Here is an 18,772-nt window from a genome sequence, read left to right on the forward strand (position 1 = left end):
GGCAAAAGATCGGTCCGCTGATGCGCCCGGCCGCTGATGAGGGACAATGGACACCAGACCCGGCTGGCTTTCACGCGAGCGCGACCCGGGCGCGCCGGTTGAGACGGAGGGAGCACGCTATGGCGGCCATGAAGCCCCGGACCGGAGATGGTCCCCTCGAAGTGACTAAGGAGGGGCGGGGCCTCGTGATGCGCGTACCGCTCGAGGGTGGTGGGCGACTCGTCGTCGAACTCTCCGCGGATGAAGCGAAGGACCTCGGCGCCGCTTTGGCGGAGGTCACCGGCTAGCCGATCCCCCCGAACCGTCCTTCCGTCGCACCCCGGTCTCCCTTCGGAGGCCGGGGTCGCGGTTCCTCTGCGCCCGAAGGTTGCTCACTGTGCGTAATCCGCTACCCCCCGTTCCGACCAACCTGCTCGACATCGAGGTCGCGGGCGACCTCCGCCGCGGCACCCCGACGGCCCGGCTGGTGACCGCACCCGCCGCCGACGTCGAGTCCGAGCCCTTGGAGATCGGCGGCGTCCGGATCACCGGCAAGGCGGGCGACGTGCAGACGGTCCCGGCCGACGGTCCCCGCTGGGTCGCGGGCCTCGGCGACGGCGAGCCGAAGCAGTACCGGAAGGCGGGCGCGGCGCTGGTCCGCGCGGTCAACGCGGCGCTGGCGGACGACGTCGACAGCGGAGGTAAGGCGTTTCGCGCGGTGCAGCTGGAGCTGCCGGAAGAGGCGTCCGGTGAGCACGTCACCGAGCTGGCGCTGGGCCTGCTGCTGGGTGGCTACAAGTTCAAGGTGACGGGTTCCGATCCCGCGGCGTCCGTGCGGACGGTCCGGTTGGTGACGGCGAACGCGGTCGCGGCGGACTCGGTCGCCCGGGCTTCGGCGCTGGCGGCCGCGACGGCGTTGACCCGCGACCTGGCGAACACGCCGTCCAACGTGAAGACGCCGGCGTGGCTGGCGGACACGGCCGCCCGGGTGGCCGGCCCCCGCGTCGAGGTGTCGGTCCGCGACGAGAAGTGGCTGGCGACGCAGGGCTTCGGCGGCGTGCTGGCGGTCGGCGGCGGTTCTTCGCGGCCGCCGCGGCTGATCGAGATGGCGTACAAGCCGGCGGGCGCATCGAAGCACCTGCTGCTGGTCGGCAAGGGCATCACGTTCGACACGGGCGGCCTGTCGATCAAGCCGGCCGACGGCATGCACCTGATGCGCACGGACATGGCAGGAGGCGCGGCGGTGATCGCGGCAACGCGCGCGATCGCGGCGCTCGGGCTCCCGATCCGCGTGACGGCGTTGGTCCCGTGCGCGGAGAACCACGTGTCCGGGTCCGCGTACCGGCCGGGCGACATCGTCCGCCACTACGGAGGCAAGACGACGGAGGTCGGCAACACGGACGCGGAGGGCCGGATGGTCCTGGCGGACGCGCTGGCGTACGGAATCCGCCGGTTCAGCCCGGACGTGGTGGTGGACGCGGCAACGCTGACGGGCGCGATGAAGGTGTCCCTGGGGTTGCGAACGGGCGGGTTGTTCGCTTCGGACGCTTCGCTGGCCGCCGAGGTGATCGCGGCGGGCGCGCGGGTGGGCGAGGCGTGGTGGCGCATGCCGCTGGTGGAGGACTACGCGGAGAACGTCAGGGGCGAGTTCGGCGACGTGCGCCAGACGCCGGCCGGGCCCGGCGGGATCACGGCGGCGTTGTTCCTTCGCGAGTTCACCGAGGGCTTGCCGTGGGCGCACATGGACATCGCGGGGCCGGCTCGGTCGGAGAAGAACTACGACGAGGTGGTCCCGGGAGCGACGGGGTTCGCGGCCCGGACTTTGGTGGAGCTGGCAGCTTCGCTGGCTTGACGCGGTTTCCGCAGGCCCGCTGGTGTTGCCGAAGCCAGGCACGCAAGAGGCGGGGTGGTTGTCCACAAGTCCGGTCGGCTGTGGACACCCCGCTGGTCAGGACCGGTGTTGTCGGTGGGGGCCGATAGACTGGACCAGGGACGCCCCCCGGGTTGGGTGGGGGCCTGTCCGGCGGCGGCCCCCGGTGGCTCAACCCCGGCCGCGCTCGCCTGGACGTGGTCGCGGAATCCCGCCGCCGCCGGCTCCGATGTCTTGAATGAGTCATTCAAGACATCGGGGGTCCTGAATGAGTCATTCGGGACATGGCAGGTCGGCGGTCGGCCCACCGATCCGGCTGCCCTCGTGGACTCACCCCGGTGGCTACCGGGTCCAGGGCATGTCCAGCGCCGGTGACTCAGCCGTTGGCGAGGTCGAACGCCGCTACCGCCGGCGCCATCGGATCGTCGGCCCGCCACGCTTGGGCGGACTATCTGGCGGTCGCCGCCAGGCCGCGGTTGGGTAACCCCGCCTGGGCGGGGTTCCTGGTGTTAACACCGGCGGCCGTTGCCGGGCCGCGGTCGAGGAGTTCGGCTCCCGCCGGGGTCGTTGGCTCGTCGGCCCGCCACGCTTGGGCGGGCTGTCCGGCGGTCGCCGCCAGGCCGCAGTTGGGTAACCCTGCCACGGCCCGGGTGATCGGCTCGTCCGCCCGTCACACCCCGTGCGGGGCCCGTCCGCTGGTTCAACCCTTAGCAGCCGTCGCCAGGACGTGGTCGCGGAACCCCGCCACCGCCGGGGTCATCGGCTCCTCCGCCCGCCACACCAACCCGATCTTCCGATAAGGCCGCGGCTCCAAAGGCACCTCCGCCACCCCCGCCGGCGTCCCCGGCCCGAACCGCGGCAGCAAAGCCACCCCCAGCCCCGCCGCCACCAAGCCCCGCACCGTGTCCGACTCCTGCCCCTCGAACGCGATCCGCGGTGTGAAGCCCGCCGCCGCGCACAGTTCGTCCGTCAACGTGCGAACTCCGTACCCCTGCTCCAGCAGTACGAACTCCTCCGCCGCCAGCTCCGCCACCCGCACCGAGCGCCGGCCCGCCAAGTGGTGGCCCGCCGGGACCGACAGCAGGATCTCCTCGTCCACCAGACCCGCCGAAGCCAGCGACGGCACCGATGGCAGCGGCGCCACCAGCGCCAGGTCCAGCTCGCCGTCCACCAGCCGGGCGACCATGTCCTGCCGCGACCCCTGCACCAGCGTGAACCGCACCCCCGGGAACCGCGCCCGGTACCCGCGCAGCAGCGAAGGCACCAGCGACCGCCCGAGCAGGTGCAGGAACCCCAGCACCACGTGCCCCGACTCCGGCGCCACCTCCTCGCGCGCCAGCCGGACGCCGCTCTCGACCGCTGCCAACCCGCGTTCGGCCGCCTCCGCCAGCAGTTCCGCCGCGCGCGTGAGGCGGATTCCGCGGCCGTCCGGGACCGTCAGCGGCGCCCCCAGCGCGTCTGCCAGTGCCGCGAGCCGGCGGCTCACCGTCGGCTGCGGTACGCCCAGCAGCTCCGCCGCGCGTGTGACGTTCCTCGTCTCGCGCAGGGCGGCCAGCAGCGGCAGGTGCGGCGCCACCTGCGCCGACAGCGAGTCATACGTCACCGCATCGATTCTGCCAGCTGAGTGCATTAGACGTATTGGTTAGGCCTGCTTACTTTCGAACCGTGACTTCCACGCGCCGAGTCAAGACCGCCGTCGCCGCGGCCGGGATCTCCTCCTTCGCCCTGCTCTACGCGCCGCAGCCGGTGCTGCCCCAGCTCGCCGCGCAGTACCACCTCGACCCTGGCGGCGCGGCGCTCGCGGTCAGCGTCGCGACCGGTGCGCTCTCCATCGCCGTCCTGCCGATCGCCGCGCTGTCCGAGGTCGTCGGCCGGCGGCCGGTGATCCTGACGTCGGTGATCGCGTCCGTCGTGTTCGGGCTGCTGCTGCCGTTGATGCCGACCTACCCGGCGCTGCTCGTCCTGCGCGCGCTGCAGGGCGTCGCCATCGCCGGCTTCCCCGGCGTCGCGGCGGCGTACCTGGCCGAACGGCTCGGCCGCGCGGGCGTCGCGGCGGCCGTCGGCGCGATGATCGCGGGCAACACGATCGGCGGCATGCTCGGCCGGCTGGCCAGCGGGTTCACCGCCGGGCCGCTGGGCTGGCGCGGCGCGCTGTTCGTCGTCGCGGGCGTGGGCGCGATCTGCTCGGCGATCACCGTCGTGACGCTGCCGCCGGGCACCCGCGCCCGTGGGGACGCCCAGCTCCGCGCCGTCGCGAAAGGCCTGGTCACGGCGTTGAGCAAGCCGGTCCTACTGGCCCAGTACGCGGTCGCGCTGCTGGCGATGGGCTCGTTCGTCGCGCTGTACAACGCGGCCGGGTTCCGGCTGACCGGCGACCCGCTGGACCTGTCGCCGGCGATCGCGTCGCTGGTGTTCCTGGCGTACGCGACGGGCTCGGTGTCGTCGGCCGCGGCCGGCCGGCTGGTCGCGCGAGTGGGCCGCCGCCGGGCGCTGATCGGCGCTCTGCTGCTGACGGCGGTTGGCGCGACGCTGACGTTGCCGGACTCGTTGCCGCTGGTGATCGCCGGTTTCCTGGTCCTGACGTGCGCGTTCTTCGCCGCGCACGCGGTGGCGAACGGCTGGGCGGCGGCCGACGCGCCGGAGAACGCGCGCGGCCAGGTGGGCGGCATGTACACGGCGACGTACTACTTGGGGAGCAGCGTCGGAGGGGCAGCGGGGGCGTGGGTGTACGGGCACGCGGGCTGGCCGTGGCTGATCGCGCTGGTGGCGGCGTGGCTCCTGCTGGCGGCGGCCGCGGTGAGCGTGGGGACGCGGGTTCGCGAAGAGCGGCGTGAGCTGGTCAGCGCCGCCTGAGCTGCGCCCGCCTCGCTGGCAGGGTTCCGGCGAAATTCGTCATGGCTTTGGCGACCGGTCCGCGCCTGAGCCGGCCACCTCCTCGACTCGAGTGCGAAGCCGCTGGACCAAACCCGGCCGCCGACGTCCGCGGCCGACCCCCGCCACTCCCAGGCGGGGCTCCGGCGAAGTCGGGGGGCAGGCCGCCGTTCGCCGATGGCCGGCGGAGCTGCTGCGGAGCGGGCCGGCGCGACTTGCCGGGCCGCCGTCACTCCCAGGCAGGGCTCCGGCAAAGTCGCCGGACAGGCCGGGCACGCGGCCATGATTCCCGGGAGCGGACGTCATGAACGACCCTTTCACCTCGCCAGACGCGGTGAAAGGGTCGTTCATGACGTCCGAGTCGCCGGGGTTGGGTCGCACGATCCGACTTTGCCGGGCCCCCGCCTCACCCAGGGGGGCGTCCCCTTGGCCAGTCTACCGGCCCCCACCGACAACAGACCCCGCCGAAGCCCAGTTGTCCACAGCCGGCGCGACCTGTGGACAACAGCTCAAACCGCCGCCGCGACCAGCAGGCCGCCGCCCACCGGCAACAACGCCGGGACCAGCCGCTCGTCCTCCCGGAACGCCCGCGCGACCTCGCGCAACGCCAGCGTCTCCGGGTCCCGGTGCGATGGGTCGATCACCCTCCCACCGGCCAAAACGTTGTGGAACGCGATGATCCCGCCCCGCCGCAGCAGCGACACGCCCAGCTCGTAGCACCCCGGGTACTCGATGTGCGCGGAATCGACGAACACCAGGTCGTACCCGCCCGGCGTGAGCCGCTGCAGCACGTCCAGCGCGCGCCCGATGATCAGCCGCGTGCGGCCTGGGGCGTAGCCGGCCTCGCGGAACGTCGCGCGCGCTGCCCGCTGGTACTCCGGCTCGACGTCGATCGAGGTCAGGATGCCGTCGGACGCCATGCCGCGCAGCAGGCTCAGCCCGCTCACCCCGGCCCCCGTGCCGACCTCGACGACCGCCTTCGCGCACAGCGTCGCGGCCAAGAACCGCAACGTCGCGCCCGCACCCGCGCTGAGCGGGGTGCAGCCCAGGTCCTCGGCCCGCGCCCGGGCCGTGGCCAGCACCTCGTCGTCGGGCAGGTACCCGTCGACGAACCCGGAATCGGCCGGTGCGGCCGCAGGGGTGGGCGTGTTCACGCACGGAGGTTAGCGTTGGTTGTCGATAAATCAGCGCAGGCTCCCTGGTAAGCACCCGGGGAGAAGTTCTCAGCCTGCTCTCAGTCCAGTCTCACTAGAACCATAAGGAGTCCGGACAGACTCAGTGAGGAACACGGGAACACCGTGCCGAGGACCCGCGTTGGGTGGAGCAGACAGGAGAAACACAGATGGAGGTGCCTGCTCCCGCGATGCAGAACGCCGTTGCCGAAAACGACGCCGACGCGGCTCAGCCCGTGTCCCTGGACGAGGCGGTCTGGACGCCGCCGTCCTGGGACGAGGTCGTCCGCGAGCACAGCGACCGGGTCTACCGGCTCGCCTACCGCCTGACCGGCAACACGCACGACGCCGAGGACCTCACCCAGGAGACCTTCATCCGGGTCTTCCGGTCGCTGGCGTCCTACAAGCCCGGCACGTTCGAGGGCTGGCTGCACCGGATCACCACCAACCTGTTCCTCGACATGGCCCGCCGCCGCTCGCGCGTGCGGATGGAAGGCCTGCCCGAGGACACCGACCGCATCGTGGGCGACGACCCGAGCCCCGAGCAGGTCTTCTCCGACACCCACCTGGACCCGGACCTGCAGGCGGCGCTCGACGAGCTGCCCCCGGAGTTCCGCGCCGCCGTGGTGCTGTGTGACGTCGAAGGCCTGTCGTACGAGGAGATCGGCGCGACGCTCGGGGTCAAGCTGGGCACCGTCCGCAGCCGGATCCACCGCGGGCGCCAGGCGCTGCGGGCTTCACTCGAGCGCCGGCGCGCTTACGCACCGGAGTCTGCGAAGGTGTCGGTATGACCGCACCGCGAGGCTGGGGACTCCCCGAGTCGCACCTGATGCCGGACGCCGTGGTGGCGTTCGTCGACGGAGAGCTTCCGCACGGCCCGCGCGACCGCGCGGCTTCGCACATCACGCGCTGCGCGGCGTGCGCGGCCGAGGTGCGCGCCCAGCGCCAGACGGTGGAGGCGATCCGCCGCGCGTCGGCGCCGTCGATGTCGGCCGGGTTCCTGGCGAGCCTGCAGTCGATCCCGCAGCACACGGAGCTCCCGAGCACCCCGGACAACCTGGCGATCACCGCCGACGGCCAGCTGGTCGCGGTCCAGCGCCCGGACCGGGTGGCGGGCCTGCGCGAAACGGGCGTGCTGGGTGGTGTCGCGCCGTTGGGATCATCGGCGCCGCTGGGCCAGTCGCCGAACGTCGTCGGCGGCTTCAAGCGCCGCGCGGCCCAGGGGGCCGGCGTGGTCGTCTCGGGCCTGGTGCTGAGCGCACTGGCGCTGGTGGGGACGACAGCGGACAGCGGTGACGGCGCGCCGGAGACCGGTGGCGGGGCGCCGCAGCAGGCCAACCTGCTGCCGGCCCAGATGGCGGTCCCGCAGCAGCAGGTGGTGCCGCCTTCGACCCCGGTGAGCACGACGCCGGCCGCGGTGCCGGCCGGGATGCGCTGAGACTTCGTTCCACGAAGGCCGTCATGAGGGATTCCTCGTGGCGGCCTTCGGCATGTCCGGGGCGCGGCCGGCGCTGGACGGGCTCGGCGGCGGCCGGGGACGCTGCCGGGTGCGGCCGGATCCGGCGACGGCTCGGCGGCGGCCTGGGAGGTCGCGAATGACCCATTCGGGACCTCCGAAGACCGGAATGAGTCATTCGGGACACCGCCGCGGCCCGACCGGCGCCACGAACCCAAGCAACAGCCATTTCACCGCCGGACCGGCAGACTCCGAGCACTGGGCTTGGGTATCGTCACGCCCAGCCACCTGATCTTCTGCACCGGGGAATGATGACCGAGCCGAACGTGAATCCCGAGCAGCCCGGCGCGCGCGATGCCGACCGGCTGGGTCCGCGGCCGCTCGCGCGGCCGGCCGTCGATCCCGCTCAGGCCGCCGTCTTCGGCAGGCCCACCGGGGTCGATGGTGCGTTCGACAAGCTCTACACCCCGCAGAAGCCCAACGGCGTCCGGCTCGCGCCGCCCGCTCCCGAGTCGCTGGCCGAGGCCTTCCGGCGGCCGCCCGGGGCCGAAGGCGTGCTGCTCGAACGGCCGCGGGAAGCCACCGGGGACCCGGAAACCCCGGACCCGCCCCTCTGGAACAGCACCAGCGACCCCTGGCGCGATCCCGGCGCCGGGGCCGTCCTCGCCGGGCCCGCGATGCCCGCCGAAGACGAGGAAAAGCCCGCGAAACGCCCTCCCGGCGCGCTGCTCAGCCTGCCCGAGGTGCTCTTCGGCCGCCGCGTGCAGCCGAAGGCGCTCGCGCTGCTCGGGGTCGTCGCGCTGCTCGTCGGGGCCGTCGGGGGGCTCGTCGGGTGGTGGGTCGCCGACACCGGGAACGAGCTCACCGGCTCCGCCACCATCTCCGAAGCCGAGGCCGCCAAGGAACGGCCCGCCGGCTCGGTCGCCGAGATCGCCAAGCGCGTCGCGCCCGCCGTCGTCTCGCTCGAGGTCTACAAGCCCGGCGCCGACTCCGGGGAGCAGGGCTCCGGCGTCATGATCGACCCGCAGGGCTACATCCTCACCAACGAGCACGTGATCTCCTCCGCGAGCGCCGACCCCGGCGTCAAGGTCACCGCGATCTTCATCGACGGCACCCGCACCGAGGCCAAGCTCGTCGGCTCCGACCAGAAGACCGACCTCGCCGTCGTCAAGGTCAACGTCACCAACCCGACCGTCCTGCAGATCGGCAAGTCCGCGGACCTGCAGGTCGGCGACACCGTGATGGCCATCGGCTCGCCGCTGGCGCTGCAGAACTCGGTGACCGCCGGCATCGTCAGCGCCCTCAACCGGCCGATCACCGCGGGCGGCGACAACGGCGCCCCGCCGGTCACCTACGAAGCCATCCAGACCGACGCCGCCATCAACCACGGCAACTCCGGCGGCGCGCTCGTCGACGCCACCGGCGCGCTCGTCGGGATCAACTCCTCGATCCGCTCCTCCGGCGCCGACGGCGGCAGCATCGGCATCGGCTTCGCCATCCCCAGCGACTACGCGATCAAGATCGCGAAGGCGCTGATCAAGGACGGCAAGGTCCAGCACGCCGACATCGGCATCAACGCCTCGTCGACGGTCGCCGGCTCCTCGACCATGGGCGCCCAGGTGAAGAACGTCGCCCCCGGCGGCCCGGCCGCGAACGCCGGCATCAAGGAGGGCGACGTCATCACGAAGATCGGCGGCCGCCTGGTGCGCGACTCGGCCGAGATGACGGTCGCCGTGCGCGCCCACGACGTCGGCGAGGTCGTGCCGGTGCAGCTGGCCCGCGACGGCGCCAGCTTCGTCGTGGACGTAACCCTGGCTTCCGACTGAGTTCCCGCGTTCGGCCTGCCGGAACGCGGCAGGGGGCGGGTACCCTGGGCGGGTAGGTTCCGAGCGGAGGTAGACGGGTGTTCGACAGTGTCGGATGGGGGGAAATCCTCGTCCTCATCATCGCCGGTCTCTTCATCCTCGGCCCGGAACGGCTTCCCGAAGCGGCGTCCTGGATGGCGAAGAGCGTGAAGAAGGTCCGCGACTTCGCGACCGGCGCGCGGGAACAGCTGCGCGAGGAGATGGGCCCGGAGTTCGACCAGCTCCGCAAGCCACTCGAAGACCTGCGCGGGCTGCGCAACTTCGACCCGAAGCGGGTGGTGACGCAGCACCTGTTCGACGGCGACGCGGACCCGCTCGGCATCAAGGGCATCACGAACGGCAGCCCGAACCTGGGCGGTGCCAACGGTTCGAACGGGACGAACGGCTCGAACGGGCACCCGGCGACCCAGGCGAAGACGCCGGAACCCCTGAAGCCGGGGGAGCGCCCGCCGATCGACCCCGACGCCACCTGACCCCTTTGTCCGTTTCCCGGGTCCCCCTCAGTTCCTGAGCGGCGACCGTTCTCCTCGCTACGTTCGAGCGGGGGCGGCCGGCCGCCGCCCGCGAACGAAGGGGAGATGATGAAACTCAGATCGCTGGGCTGCGCGCTGCTCGCCCTGGGCCTGCTGGGATCCGGTCAGACCGCGTCCGCCGCCACCGAAGCCGCCTGCACCTGGAAGCCCACCGTGCTCGCCGCCGGCACCTCCGTCAGCGCGCAGGTGACCGCGACCGACGACAAGGGCGGCTTCGCCGGCTGGACCCGGCCCGCCGGCTCGGCCGGCACCCGGGCCGCGGCCTGGACCGGCGGCGGGTACACCGACCTCGGCGTCGCCCGCGCCATGAACCCGCGGGTGACCGCCGAGAACCGCGCGGGTGCCGTCGCCGGGACCGCGCGCACCTCGATCTCCGGATACGTCGTCGAGAAGGCGTTCAAGAGCTCCGGCGGCGGGCTCGTCGAGCTGCCGCTCCCGGCGTCCGGGGGCTACGCGCGGTCGGACGCCGTCGGCATCACCGACTCCGGCGACGTCATCGGCACCGTCGCCAAGCAGGACGGGACCGGCCGGATCGCCGCCCGCTGGCCCGCCACCCAGCCGGACAGCGTGACGCTGCTGCCCGGCGCGCCCTCGTCCGGCGTCGGCCCGGTCGCGGTCGACACCGACGGGACGATCGTGCTGAACAGCTCCGATCTTTGGCGCGACGGGACGCTGACCCACCTCGGCACCCTGCCGGGCCTGGAGTTCAAGTGGCCCGAAGCCATCAAGAACGGCCGCGTCGTCGGCTACGGCGTCTACAACGGCAAGAACGTCGGCGTCTACTGGGACCAGCAGCACGCGGCCCACGTCCTGCCGAAGTCCAGCTACAACCTGTCCACCGCCAACCCGGGGTTCTCGATCAACGCCGCCGGCCTGATCACCGGCCGCATCGACAACGCGAACGGCGGCAACGACTCCGCCGGCACCGGCTACGGCGTCTGGAACCAGGGCACCTTCGTCGCGAAGTTCGGCGACCTGGCGGCCGACCTGCCCGTGGTCATCGGCGACGACGGCACCGCGGGCGGCTACCGCTACGACTCCACCACGGAGAACTCGACCGCGTACTCCTGGCGCTGCTCCTGACCGGACGGCTCAGCGGCCGGCCGGGGTGACGTTCAGCATCATCCCGGCCAGGCCGCGGGCCTTGACCGTCAGCTTCTTCGCCGCGTCCTTCAGCACCACCGACGCCGGCGCCTCCGGCTCGGTCAGCACCAGCGGCTCGCCCGCGTCGCCCTGGGCGACCATGCGCGGGTCCATCGGGACCTGCCCGAGCAGCGGCACCTCCGACCCGATCGACTTGGTCAGCGACGAAGCCACCGCCTCACCGCCGCCCGAGCCGAAGATCTCCATGCGTTCCCCGGACGGCGTCTCCAGCCACGACATGTTCTCGATGACCCCGGCGACGCGCTGACGCGTCTGCAGCGCGATCGCCCCCGCGCGCTCGGCCACCTCGGCCGCCGCCTGCTGCGGGGTCGTGACCACCAGGATCTCCGCGTTCGGGATCAGCTGGGCCACCGAGATCGCGATGTCGCCGGTGCCCGGCGGGAGGTCCAGCAGCAGGATGTCCAGGTCGCCCCAGAAGACGTCCGCCAGGAACTGCTGCAGCGCGCGGTGCAGCATCGGCCCGCGCCACACGACAGGCGTGTTGCCCGGGGTGAACATGCCGATCGAGATCACCTTCACGCCGTGCGCCTGCGGCGGCATGATCATCGTGTCGACCTTGGTCGGCTTCTCGCGCGCGCCCAGCATGCGGGGGATCGAGTGGCCGTAGATGTCCGCGTCCACGACACCCACCGACAGCCCGCGCGCGGCCATCGCCGCCGCCAGGTTGACCGTCACCGACGACTTGCCGACGCCGCCCTTGCCCGACGCCACGCAGTACACCCGCGTCATCGAGCCCGGCTGGGCGAACGGGATCACCGGCTCGGCCGCGTCGCCGCGCAGGGACTTCCGCAGCTCGGAGCGCTGCTCGTCACTCATGACGTCGAGCTCCACGCGCACGTCCGCGACGCCGGGGAGCTTCGAGACGGCTTCCTTCGTGTCGTTGGTCAGCGTCGCCTTGAGCGGGCAGCCGGCCACCGTCAGGTAGATCCCGACCGTCACGACGCCGTCGTCGCCGACGACCACGTCCTTGACCATCCCCAGGTCCGTGATGGGTTTCCGGATCTCCGGGTCTTGCACGCTCTTCAGCGCGCTGCGGACGTCGTCGACGCTGGGGAGCTGCTGGGTGCTGGTCACCCAGTCCATGTTACGTACTGGTAGGGGTACGGGATTTCTTGGGCTTTACGTCCAGGTCGTCTCGCAGCCGGTCCAGCTCGCTGCGCAGGTAGTCGCGCGTCGCGACCTCACCGATCGCCAGCCGCAGCGCCGCCAGCTCCCTGGCCAGGTACTCCGTGTCCGCTTTCGTCTGCGCGGCCCGGTTCCGGTCCTCTTCCAGGGAGACGCGGTCGCGGTCGTCCTGCCGGTTCTGCGCCAGCAGGATCAGCGGCGCCGCGTACGCCGCCTGCGTCGAAAAGGCCAGGTTGAGCAGGATGAACGGGTACGGGTCCCACCGCAGCGACAGCGCTGTGAGGTTCAGCACGATCCAGACGATGACGATCAGCGTCTGCCAGAACAGGTACTTCCCGGTGCCCAGGAACCGGGCGATCCGCTCGGTGAACCGGCCGAAGGTGTCCGGGTCGATGTTCAGCCTGAACCGGTTCTGGCTGCGGGGCTGGTCGAGCCGCCGTCCCGAAGTCGGTTCAGGCACGGTCTTCCTCCAAGGTGTCGTGCAGCCCGGTCTCGCGCCAGTCCTCCGGCAGCAGGTGGTCGAGGACGTCGTCGACGGTCACCGCGCCGATCAGGTGGTCCTCGGTGTCGACGACCGGTCCGCAGGTCAGGTTGTAGGCCGCGAAGTACCGCGTGACCTCGGCCAGCGAGGCACCCGGTTTCAGCGGTGGCAGCCCGGTGTCCACGGCGCTGGCGACCAGCTCGGCGGGCGGCTCGCGCAGGAGCCGCTGGAAGTGGACGACGCCGACGTAGCGCCCGGTCGGCGTCGCGGTCGGCGGGCGGCAGACGAACACCATGCTGGCCAGCGCGGGCGGCAGCTCGGCGTTGCGGATGTGGGCCAGCGCTTCGGCGATCGTCGTGTCCGGGGTCAGCACCACCGGCTCCGGCGTCATCAGGCCGCCCGCGGTGTCCGACGAGTACTCCAGCAGCCGCTTGACCGGCGCGGACTCCTCGGGCTCCATCAGCTCCAGCAGCCGGCTCTGCTCGGCCGGGGCCAGCTCGGCCAGCAGGTCGGCGGCGTCGTCGGGGTTCATCGCCTCGAGGACGTCGGCCGCGCGCTCCTCGGCCAGGTAGGCCAGCAGCTCCTTCTGGTCGTCGTCCGGCAGCTCTTCGATGACGTCGGCGAGGCGCTCGTCGTCCATCGCGTCGGCGACCTCGTGCCGGCGCTTGAGCGGCAGGTCGCGCACGGTCGCGGCGATGTCGGCCGGGCGCATCGTGTCGAAGAGCATGAGCAGCTGGCCGGCGCCCTGCGGCTGCGCGCCGAGGTCGGCCAGGCCCAGCCCGGCCACCTCCGACCAGGGCAGCACCTGCATCGCCGCGCGGCGGCGGCCCAGCCCGACCCGCCGCTCGCGGATGGCGAGCTTGGCGAGCACCCAGTCGCGGGTGCGGGTCGGTTCCATCCCGGCGTCGACGACGGTGATCCGCGTGTCCGAGCCGGCGAGCGTGGCGTGCGCGTCGAGCAGCTGCCCGAGCACCAGGACCTCGTTGGGGCGCTGGTTGAACTGGCGCATGTTGACCGAGCCGGTCGCGAGCGTCACGGCGCTGGGCTCGATCGCGGTGACGCGCAGCATCGGCACGAAGACCCGCCGCCGGGTGGCCAGCTCGACGACCAGGCCGAGGAGCCGCGGCGGCTGGGCGTCGAGGCGCAGGCCGGCGACCAGGTCGCGGACCCGGCCGATGGACTCGCCGTCCGGCCCGAACACGGGCAACCCGGACAGCTGAGCTGCGAAAACCCTGTTGACCGCGGCCATGCCGCTGACACTATCGGCTGGCTGCCCAGGGGGCGATTTCCGCCACTGTGACGAACGCCGGGTCGTCGCTCTCCTCGCCGGACTCGAGGTGCTCCTCGATCATCCAGATCCAGTTCTGCACGGCCCGCACGAGCGTCCACGCGCGCGCCTTGGACGCGTCCAGTTCGTGCGATTCGACGATCAGCGCGAACCGTTCGTCCAGTGTGGACTCCGTGAAGCGGTTCCAGAACAACGGGATCACGCCCCACTCGAGGTCACCGGCGAGCGGCTTCGGGTCGATGACCAGCCACGGTTCCCTGGTGCCGGCCAGGACGTTCTGGAAGTGCAGGTCCTCGTTCACCAGCAGCTCGCCCGCCGACGGGCCCAGCTCGCGGCAGATCGCGACGGCGTCGTCGACCAGCCGCCGCTCGAACGGCTCGCCGAGCTCGGCCCAGCGGCGGGGGAGTTCCTCGGCCAGTTCCGCGGCTTCGGTGCGCAGCCGCCGCCGCATCGACGCCGGCGCGGGGACGGCCAGGCGCCGCGCCAAGCCGCCGATGAGCGGGATCGCCGAGCGCAGCGGGAGGTCGTCGAGGGTGCGTCCGGCGTCGAGCCGTTCGAGCAGCAGGACGCCGTCGTCCGGTGCGGACTCCAGCAGCAGCACCGCACCCCGGCCGGCCCATGTGGACAGTGCGAGCGGCTCGTCGGCGGATTCTTCGTCGCGCCAGCCCAGTTTCAGCACCACCGGCGTCCCGTCGGGCAGCCGCGCGGGCTGCACCACGCCGACGTAACCGTGCATCGCCGCGCCCTCGAACGTCAGGTCCCACTTCCGCGCGTAGGAGGCGGCGAGGTCGGGCAGTGCCGCCAGCCACGGGACGGCGCCGGGGCCGAGCACCCGGGGCGCGCGGGCGGCGAACAGGGGCGGGACGCGGAGATCGTTCACCACCCCAGTCTGGCGGTGCGGTCCAGCGCGTTTCGTCATGGTCGCCGCGGGCGTACGCTGGGTTTTTCAGGGGTAAAAGCAACCCCCGGAGGCAGCCATGCTGGTGGAGATCCTCAGCGCCGTCGTCGTCGCGGGTGGAGCCTGGCTCGCGTCGAGCGTGCGCGTCGTCAAGCAGTACGAACGCGGACTGGTCTACCGGTTCGGACGGGTGCGGTCCCGGGTCGCGGAACCCGGGTTGATGCTGCTGGTGCCGTTCGCGGACCGGCTGCAGAAGGTCAACATGCAGATCGTGACCATGCCGGTGCCCGCCCAGGACGGCATCACCCGGGACAACGTCACGGTCCGGGTCGACGCGGTCGTCTACTTCAAGGTCATCGACCCGGTCGTCGCGGCGGTCAACGTCCAGGACTACCGGTCGGCGGTCGGCCAGGTCGCGCAGACGTCGCTGCGCTCGATCATCGGCAAGAGCGACCTCGACGACCTGCTCTCCAACCGCGAGCGCCTCAACGAGGGCCTGGAGCTGATGATCGACAGCCCGGCGCTGGACTGGGGCATCCACATCGACCGCGTCGAGATCAAGGACGTCGCGCTGCCGGAGGCGATGAAGCGCTCGATGTCGCGCCAGGCCGAGGCGGAGCGGGAACGGCGTGCGCGCGTCATCTCCGCCGATGGTGAGCTGCAGGCGTCGCACAAGCTCGCGCAGGCCGCGGCCCGGATGGCCGACACCCCGTCGGCCCTGCAGCTGCGGCTGCTGGAGACGGTCGTGCAGGTGTCGTCGGAGAAGAACTCGACGCTGGTGCTGCCGTTCCCGGTGGAGCTCCTGCGGTTCCTGGACGCGCAGACCCCCAAGCCGGCCGCTCCGGCACCGGCTCCCGCGGCTCCCGAGCCGGAACCCGAGCTGACGGACGCCAAGCCGGAGGCGAACGGCCACGCGACGCCGGCACCGCGCAGCCCCGGCGACGCGGTGCTGCCGGCCGACTAGTCCAGCTGGCCGTTCGCGCCCAGGACGATCAGCGTCGTGAAGAAGCCGAACCACAGCGCGATCACGACGTAGCCGATGATCACGGCGGCCGTGGCCACGCCGCGGCCGCCCCCTTCGCCGCGGTTCGTCTTGCCCAGCGCGACGTGGCCCATGATCAGCCCGGCGATCGCCGTGATGCCCGAGCAGAAGCCGAGGATGGAGCAGACCAGCGCGCCGATGGCGAGCGCGTTGTCCTGCCCCCGCGGCGGACCCGGCACGTACGGCGGCTGGACGTACGGCGCCGGGCCGCCGCCGTACGGCTGCGCGTAGACCGGCGGGTACGGCTGCTGGTACACCGGCTGCCCCGGTGCCGCGTACGGCGTGCCGGGGATGTGCGCGGCCGGCGTCTCGAACGACCCGGGCGGCAGCTCGGGGGCGGGCGCGACCGGTTCCGGTTCCGGCTTCGGCGGCTCGGTGACCGTGCTGTCGCCCGCCGGCGGGTCGTAGTTCTCCGGCGCGTACGGCGCCGGCTCCGCGGTGGGCGGCGGGTCGTAGGACACGGCCGGACGGTCGTTGTCCCCGGACGGGTCGGTCATGGCGGGTCCCCTCGATGCGTGCTGGGCCCCAATTTAACCGGTCAGCGGAAGAGCTCGTGGGCGAAGCCGAACCCGAAGAGCAGGATCAGCGCCAGGACGTTGAGCCCGATCCCGATGTACCCCACGATGACCGCCGCGAGCGCGACGCCCTGGCCTTCCGCTTCGCCGCGCTTGGCCTTGGCGAGGGCGATGTGGCCCATCACGATGCCCGCGATCGTCACGAGGACGCAGAGGAAGATGCCGAGGATGGAGCAGATCAGCGCGCCGATGGCGAGACCCGGTCCCTCCGGCGGCGGCGCCTGCATGCCGCCCGGGTACTGCGGCGGGTACTGCGGGAAGCCGCCGCTCGGGTACTGCTGGCCGTAGCCGGGCTGCTGGTAGCCGCCCGACTGCGGCTGCTGGCCGTACGGGTTGTTCGGGTCCTGCGGATAAGTCATGGTGCCCTCCCCTGTCGAACCGCACTGTACGACGCGAAGCGTGAGCGCCCTCATAGCAGGGTTGGGGGATTCGGGTCATACTCACCGGTAACCCAGCGCCGGGAGCCGGCGTCGCAACGGAAAGGGAGCCGTGATGGCCCGTCTCGCCCAGACCGCCGGCCTGACCGACGTGCAGTCGGAGATCCTCGCGACCGTCCGCTCGTTCGTGGACAAGGAGGTCATCCCGCACGCGCAGGAGCTCGAGCACTCCGACACCTACCCGGCGGACATCGTCGAGGGCATGAAGGAGATGGGCCTGTTCGGGATCACGATCCCGGAGGAGTACGGGGGGCTCGGCGAGTCGCTGCTGACCTACGCGCTGGTCGTCGAGGAGATCGCCCGCGGCTGGATGAGCGTGTCCGGCGTGATCAACACCCACTTCATCGTGGCGCACATGATCTCCCGCCACGGCACGGAAGCGCAGAAGCAGCACTTCCTGCCCCGGATGGCGACCGGCGAGGTCCGCGGCTCGTTCTCGATGTCGGAGCCGGACCTCGGCTCGGACGTCGCCGCGATCAAGACCCGCGCTCGCCGTGACGGTGACGGTTACGTCATCGACGGCTCGAAGATGTGGCTGACGAACGGCGGTTCGTCCAACCTGATCGCGCTGCTCGTCAAGACCGACGAAGGTGCCGAGAAGGCCCACCAGAACCTGACGACGTTCCTCGTGGAGAAGCCGGAGGGCTTCGGCGAGGTGGCGCCGGGCCTGACCATCCCGGGCAAGATCGACAAGATGGGCTACAAGGGCGTCGACACGACCGAAGCGGTCTTCGACGGCTATCGCATCGGGTCGGACATGGTGCTCGGTGAGACCCCGGGCCGCGGGTTCGCGTACATGATGGACGGTGTCGAGGTCGGCCGCGTGAACGTCGCGGCGCGGGCGTGCGGCATCGCGATCCGGGCGTTCGAGCTGGCGGTGGAGTACGCCCAGCAGCGCAAGACGTTCGGCAAGGCGATCGCGGAGCACCAGGCCGTGGCGTTCAAGCTGGCCGAGATGGCGACGAAGGTCGAGGCGGCCCACCTGATGATGGTGAACGCGGCCCGGCTGAAGGACTCGGGCGAGCGCAACGACGTCGAGGCGGGGATGGCGAAGCTGATCGCGTCGGAGTACTGCGCGGAGGTCACGCAGGACTCGTTCCGGATCCACGGCGGCTACGGGTACTCGAAGGAGTACGAGATCGAGCGGCTCATGCGCGAGGCCCCGTTCCTGCTGATCGGCGAGGGCACGAGCGAGATCCAGAAGACGATCATCTCGCGCGGGTTGCTGCGCGAGTACAAGTCCCGCGGCTGACGCTCGGGGCCGCTTTGTCGATACGGCGACAACCGGCTCCGGCCTTTCGGGGTAAGCGGCTCGCACGGTCCGGGCGTTCTTGACAAGATGGACGCCCAGACCCACGAGTGCGCAGGTGATGATGGTGAGTAGTCCCTTCGGCGGGAGCCGGGCGCCCGGCAACCTGCCTCGGCTGCCGACCCCGCCGACCGGCTGGCCGATCGGGTCGTACGCGACCTACGGCGAGGCGCAGCAGGCCGTCGATTTCCTCGCCGAAAGCGAGTTCGCCGTCAGCGACGTCACGATCGTCGGGGTGGACCTGATGCTCGTCGAACGGGTCATCGGGAAGCTGTCGTGGGGCCGCGTGCTCGGTACCGGTGCCGTCTCCGGCGCGTGGTTCGGCCTCTTCGCCGGGTTGCTGCTCGGCCTGTTCGTCAACCAGGGCTTCGTGCTGCAGCTGCTGACCGGGCTCGTGCTCGGCGTCCTGTCCGGGCTGATGTTCGCCGCCATCGGGTACAGCATGTCGCGCGGGCGGCGGGACTTCTCCTCGGCGAGCCAGCTCGTCGCCGGCCGGTACGACGTCCTGTGCCAGCCGCGCACCGCCGAGCAGGGCCGGGAGCTGCTCGCCAAGCTCGCCCTCAAACCGCCGCCCGCGATGACCTGAAAAAAGCCGCCATTATCAGGGGAAAATCACGGTTCGAGCTGCAGTGGGCTGAATCGTTACCGATACTGCTTGCGGGGTGTGATCGCCCGGCATAAGTTGTCCGACACCAGTCGGGCGGCCT

General features: G+C 71.7%; 19 protein-coding genes. 11 read left to right on the forward strand and 8 right to left on the reverse strand.

The features are described 5' to 3' along the window. Positions 1–119: 119 nt before the first annotated feature. Positions 120–287, forward strand: a complete 168-nt coding sequence (locus tag BLV96_RS36725; protein ID WP_086681677.1) for a DUF3117 domain-containing protein — start codon at positions 120–122, stop codon at positions 285–287. Between the two features lie 89 nt (positions 288–376). Next, complete coding sequence (locus BLV96_RS36730; protein ID WP_086681680.1) at positions 377–1,831, forward strand: leucyl aminopeptidase family protein; 1,455 nt, start codon at positions 377–379, stop codon at positions 1,829–1,831. A gap of 718 nt (positions 1,832–2,549) precedes the next feature. Here the strand turns inward: BLV96_RS36730 and BLV96_RS36735 are convergent. Beyond that, complete coding sequence (locus BLV96_RS36735) at positions 2,550–3,452, reverse strand: LysR family transcriptional regulator (protein ID WP_091390061.1); 903 nt, start codon at positions 3,450–3,452, stop codon at positions 2,550–2,552. A 62-nt stretch (positions 3,453–3,514) separates the two neighbouring features. Here BLV96_RS36735 and BLV96_RS36740 point away from each other — a divergent pair, with 62 nt between their 5' ends. Next, on the forward strand, positions 3,515–4,702 hold the full coding sequence (locus tag BLV96_RS36740; protein ID WP_091390064.1) for an MFS transporter: 1,188 nt from the start codon (positions 3,515–3,517) through the stop codon (positions 4,700–4,702). A gap of 527 nt (positions 4,703–5,229) precedes the next feature. Here BLV96_RS36740 and BLV96_RS36745 read toward each other — a convergent pair. Further along, on the reverse strand, positions 5,230–5,874 hold the full coding sequence (locus tag BLV96_RS36745) for an O-methyltransferase (RefSeq protein WP_086676242.1): 645 nt from the start codon (positions 5,872–5,874) through the stop codon (positions 5,230–5,232). 209 nt (positions 5,875–6,083) lie between these two features. Between BLV96_RS36745 and sigE the strand changes: the two genes are divergently transcribed. From sigE to BLV96_RS50055, 5 genes are all read left to right on the forward strand, one after another. Next, the gene (gene sigE, locus BLV96_RS36750; protein ID WP_208608424.1) at positions 6,084–6,683 is read left to right on the forward strand and encodes an RNA polymerase sigma factor SigE; all 600 of its coding nucleotides are present in this window, start codon (positions 6,084–6,086) and stop codon (positions 6,681–6,683) included. Next, positions 6,680–7,330, forward strand: coding sequence for an anti-sigma factor family protein (locus tag BLV96_RS36755; protein ID WP_086676238.1), 651 nt, complete (start codon positions 6,680–6,682; stop codon positions 7,328–7,330). Before sigE ends, BLV96_RS36755 begins: the two co-directional genes overlap by 4 nt. Before the next feature lie 326 nt (positions 7,331–7,656). Continuing rightward, positions 7,657–9,174, forward strand: coding sequence for a trypsin-like peptidase domain-containing protein (locus BLV96_RS36760; protein ID WP_167379853.1), 1,518 nt, complete (start codon positions 7,657–7,659; stop codon positions 9,172–9,174). Positions 9,175–9,251: 77 nt separating this feature from the next. Next, the gene (tatB, locus tag BLV96_RS36765) at positions 9,252–9,686 is read left to right on the forward strand and encodes a Sec-independent protein translocase protein TatB (protein WP_086676235.1); all 435 of its coding nucleotides are present in this window, start codon (positions 9,252–9,254) and stop codon (positions 9,684–9,686) included. A 108-nt stretch (positions 9,687–9,794) separates the two neighbouring features. Beyond that, positions 9,795–10,829, forward strand: coding sequence for a hypothetical protein (locus BLV96_RS50055; RefSeq protein ID WP_158104130.1), 1,035 nt, complete (start codon positions 9,795–9,797; stop codon positions 10,827–10,829). 9 nt (positions 10,830–10,838) lie between these two features. Here the strand turns inward: BLV96_RS50055 and BLV96_RS36775 are convergent, their stop codons facing one another. Genes BLV96_RS36775 through BLV96_RS36790 form a run of 4 tightly spaced genes read right to left on the reverse strand, consistent with a single transcriptional unit; the run spans position 10,839 to position 14,687 of the window. Next, positions 10,839–11,984 carry an Mrp/NBP35 family ATP-binding protein gene (locus BLV96_RS36775; protein WP_167379854.1) on the reverse strand — a complete coding sequence of 382 codons (1,146 nt, stop codon included), beginning with the start codon at positions 11,982–11,984 and terminating at the stop codon, positions 10,839–10,841. 10 nt (positions 11,985–11,994) lie between these two features. Then, positions 11,995–12,495: a DUF1003 domain-containing protein gene (locus BLV96_RS36780; RefSeq protein WP_086676229.1), complete on the reverse strand. Its 501-nt coding sequence runs from the start codon at positions 12,493–12,495 to the stop codon at positions 11,995–11,997. Then, positions 12,488–13,765, reverse strand: coding sequence for a magnesium transporter MgtE N-terminal domain-containing protein (locus tag BLV96_RS36785; protein WP_086676227.1), 1,278 nt, complete (start codon positions 13,763–13,765; stop codon positions 12,488–12,490). The genes BLV96_RS36780 and BLV96_RS36785 overlap by 8 nt, the downstream gene beginning before the upstream one ends. 10 nt (positions 13,766–13,775) lie before the next feature. Then, a complete protein-coding gene (locus tag BLV96_RS36790) occupies positions 13,776–14,687 on the reverse strand; it encodes an aminoglycoside phosphotransferase family protein (RefSeq protein WP_086676225.1) in 912 nt (303 codons plus the stop codon). A 94-nt stretch (positions 14,688–14,781) separates the two neighbouring features. On the opposite strand from BLV96_RS36790, the gene BLV96_RS36795 reads away from it, so the two are divergent. After that, the gene (locus BLV96_RS36795) at positions 14,782–15,666 is read left to right on the forward strand and encodes a slipin family protein (RefSeq protein ID WP_086676223.1); all 885 of its coding nucleotides are present in this window, start codon (positions 14,782–14,784) and stop codon (positions 15,664–15,666) included. On the opposite strand, the gene BLV96_RS36800 is transcribed toward BLV96_RS36795, so the two are convergent. Then, positions 15,663–16,241: a DUF4190 domain-containing protein gene (locus BLV96_RS36800; RefSeq protein WP_086676222.1), complete on the reverse strand. Its 579-nt coding sequence runs from the start codon at positions 16,239–16,241 to the stop codon at positions 15,663–15,665. The genes BLV96_RS36795 and BLV96_RS36800 overlap by 4 nt on opposite strands. A gap of 41 nt (positions 16,242–16,282) precedes the next feature. Further along, positions 16,283–16,678, reverse strand: coding sequence for a DUF4190 domain-containing protein (locus BLV96_RS36805; protein ID WP_086676220.1), 396 nt, complete (start codon positions 16,676–16,678; stop codon positions 16,283–16,285). Positions 16,679–16,811: 133 nt separating this feature from the next. Between BLV96_RS36805 and BLV96_RS36810 the strand changes: the two genes are divergently transcribed. Continuing rightward, the gene (locus tag BLV96_RS36810; protein ID WP_086676218.1) at positions 16,812–18,008 is read left to right on the forward strand and encodes an acyl-CoA dehydrogenase family protein; all 1,197 of its coding nucleotides are present in this window, start codon (positions 16,812–16,814) and stop codon (positions 18,006–18,008) included. Between the two features lie 118 nt (positions 18,009–18,126). Further along, positions 18,127–18,651 (forward strand): YflT domain-containing protein, encoded by a 525-nt coding sequence (locus BLV96_RS36815; RefSeq protein WP_167379855.1) that lies wholly within the window; start codon positions 18,127–18,129, stop codon positions 18,649–18,651. The last annotated feature ends 121 nt before the right edge of the window (positions 18,652–18,772 follow it).

This window comes from Amycolatopsis pretoriensis, from assembly GCF_900107925.1.
Lineage (GTDB): Bacteria > Actinomycetota > Actinomycetes > Mycobacteriales > Pseudonocardiaceae > Amycolatopsis > Amycolatopsis pretoriensis.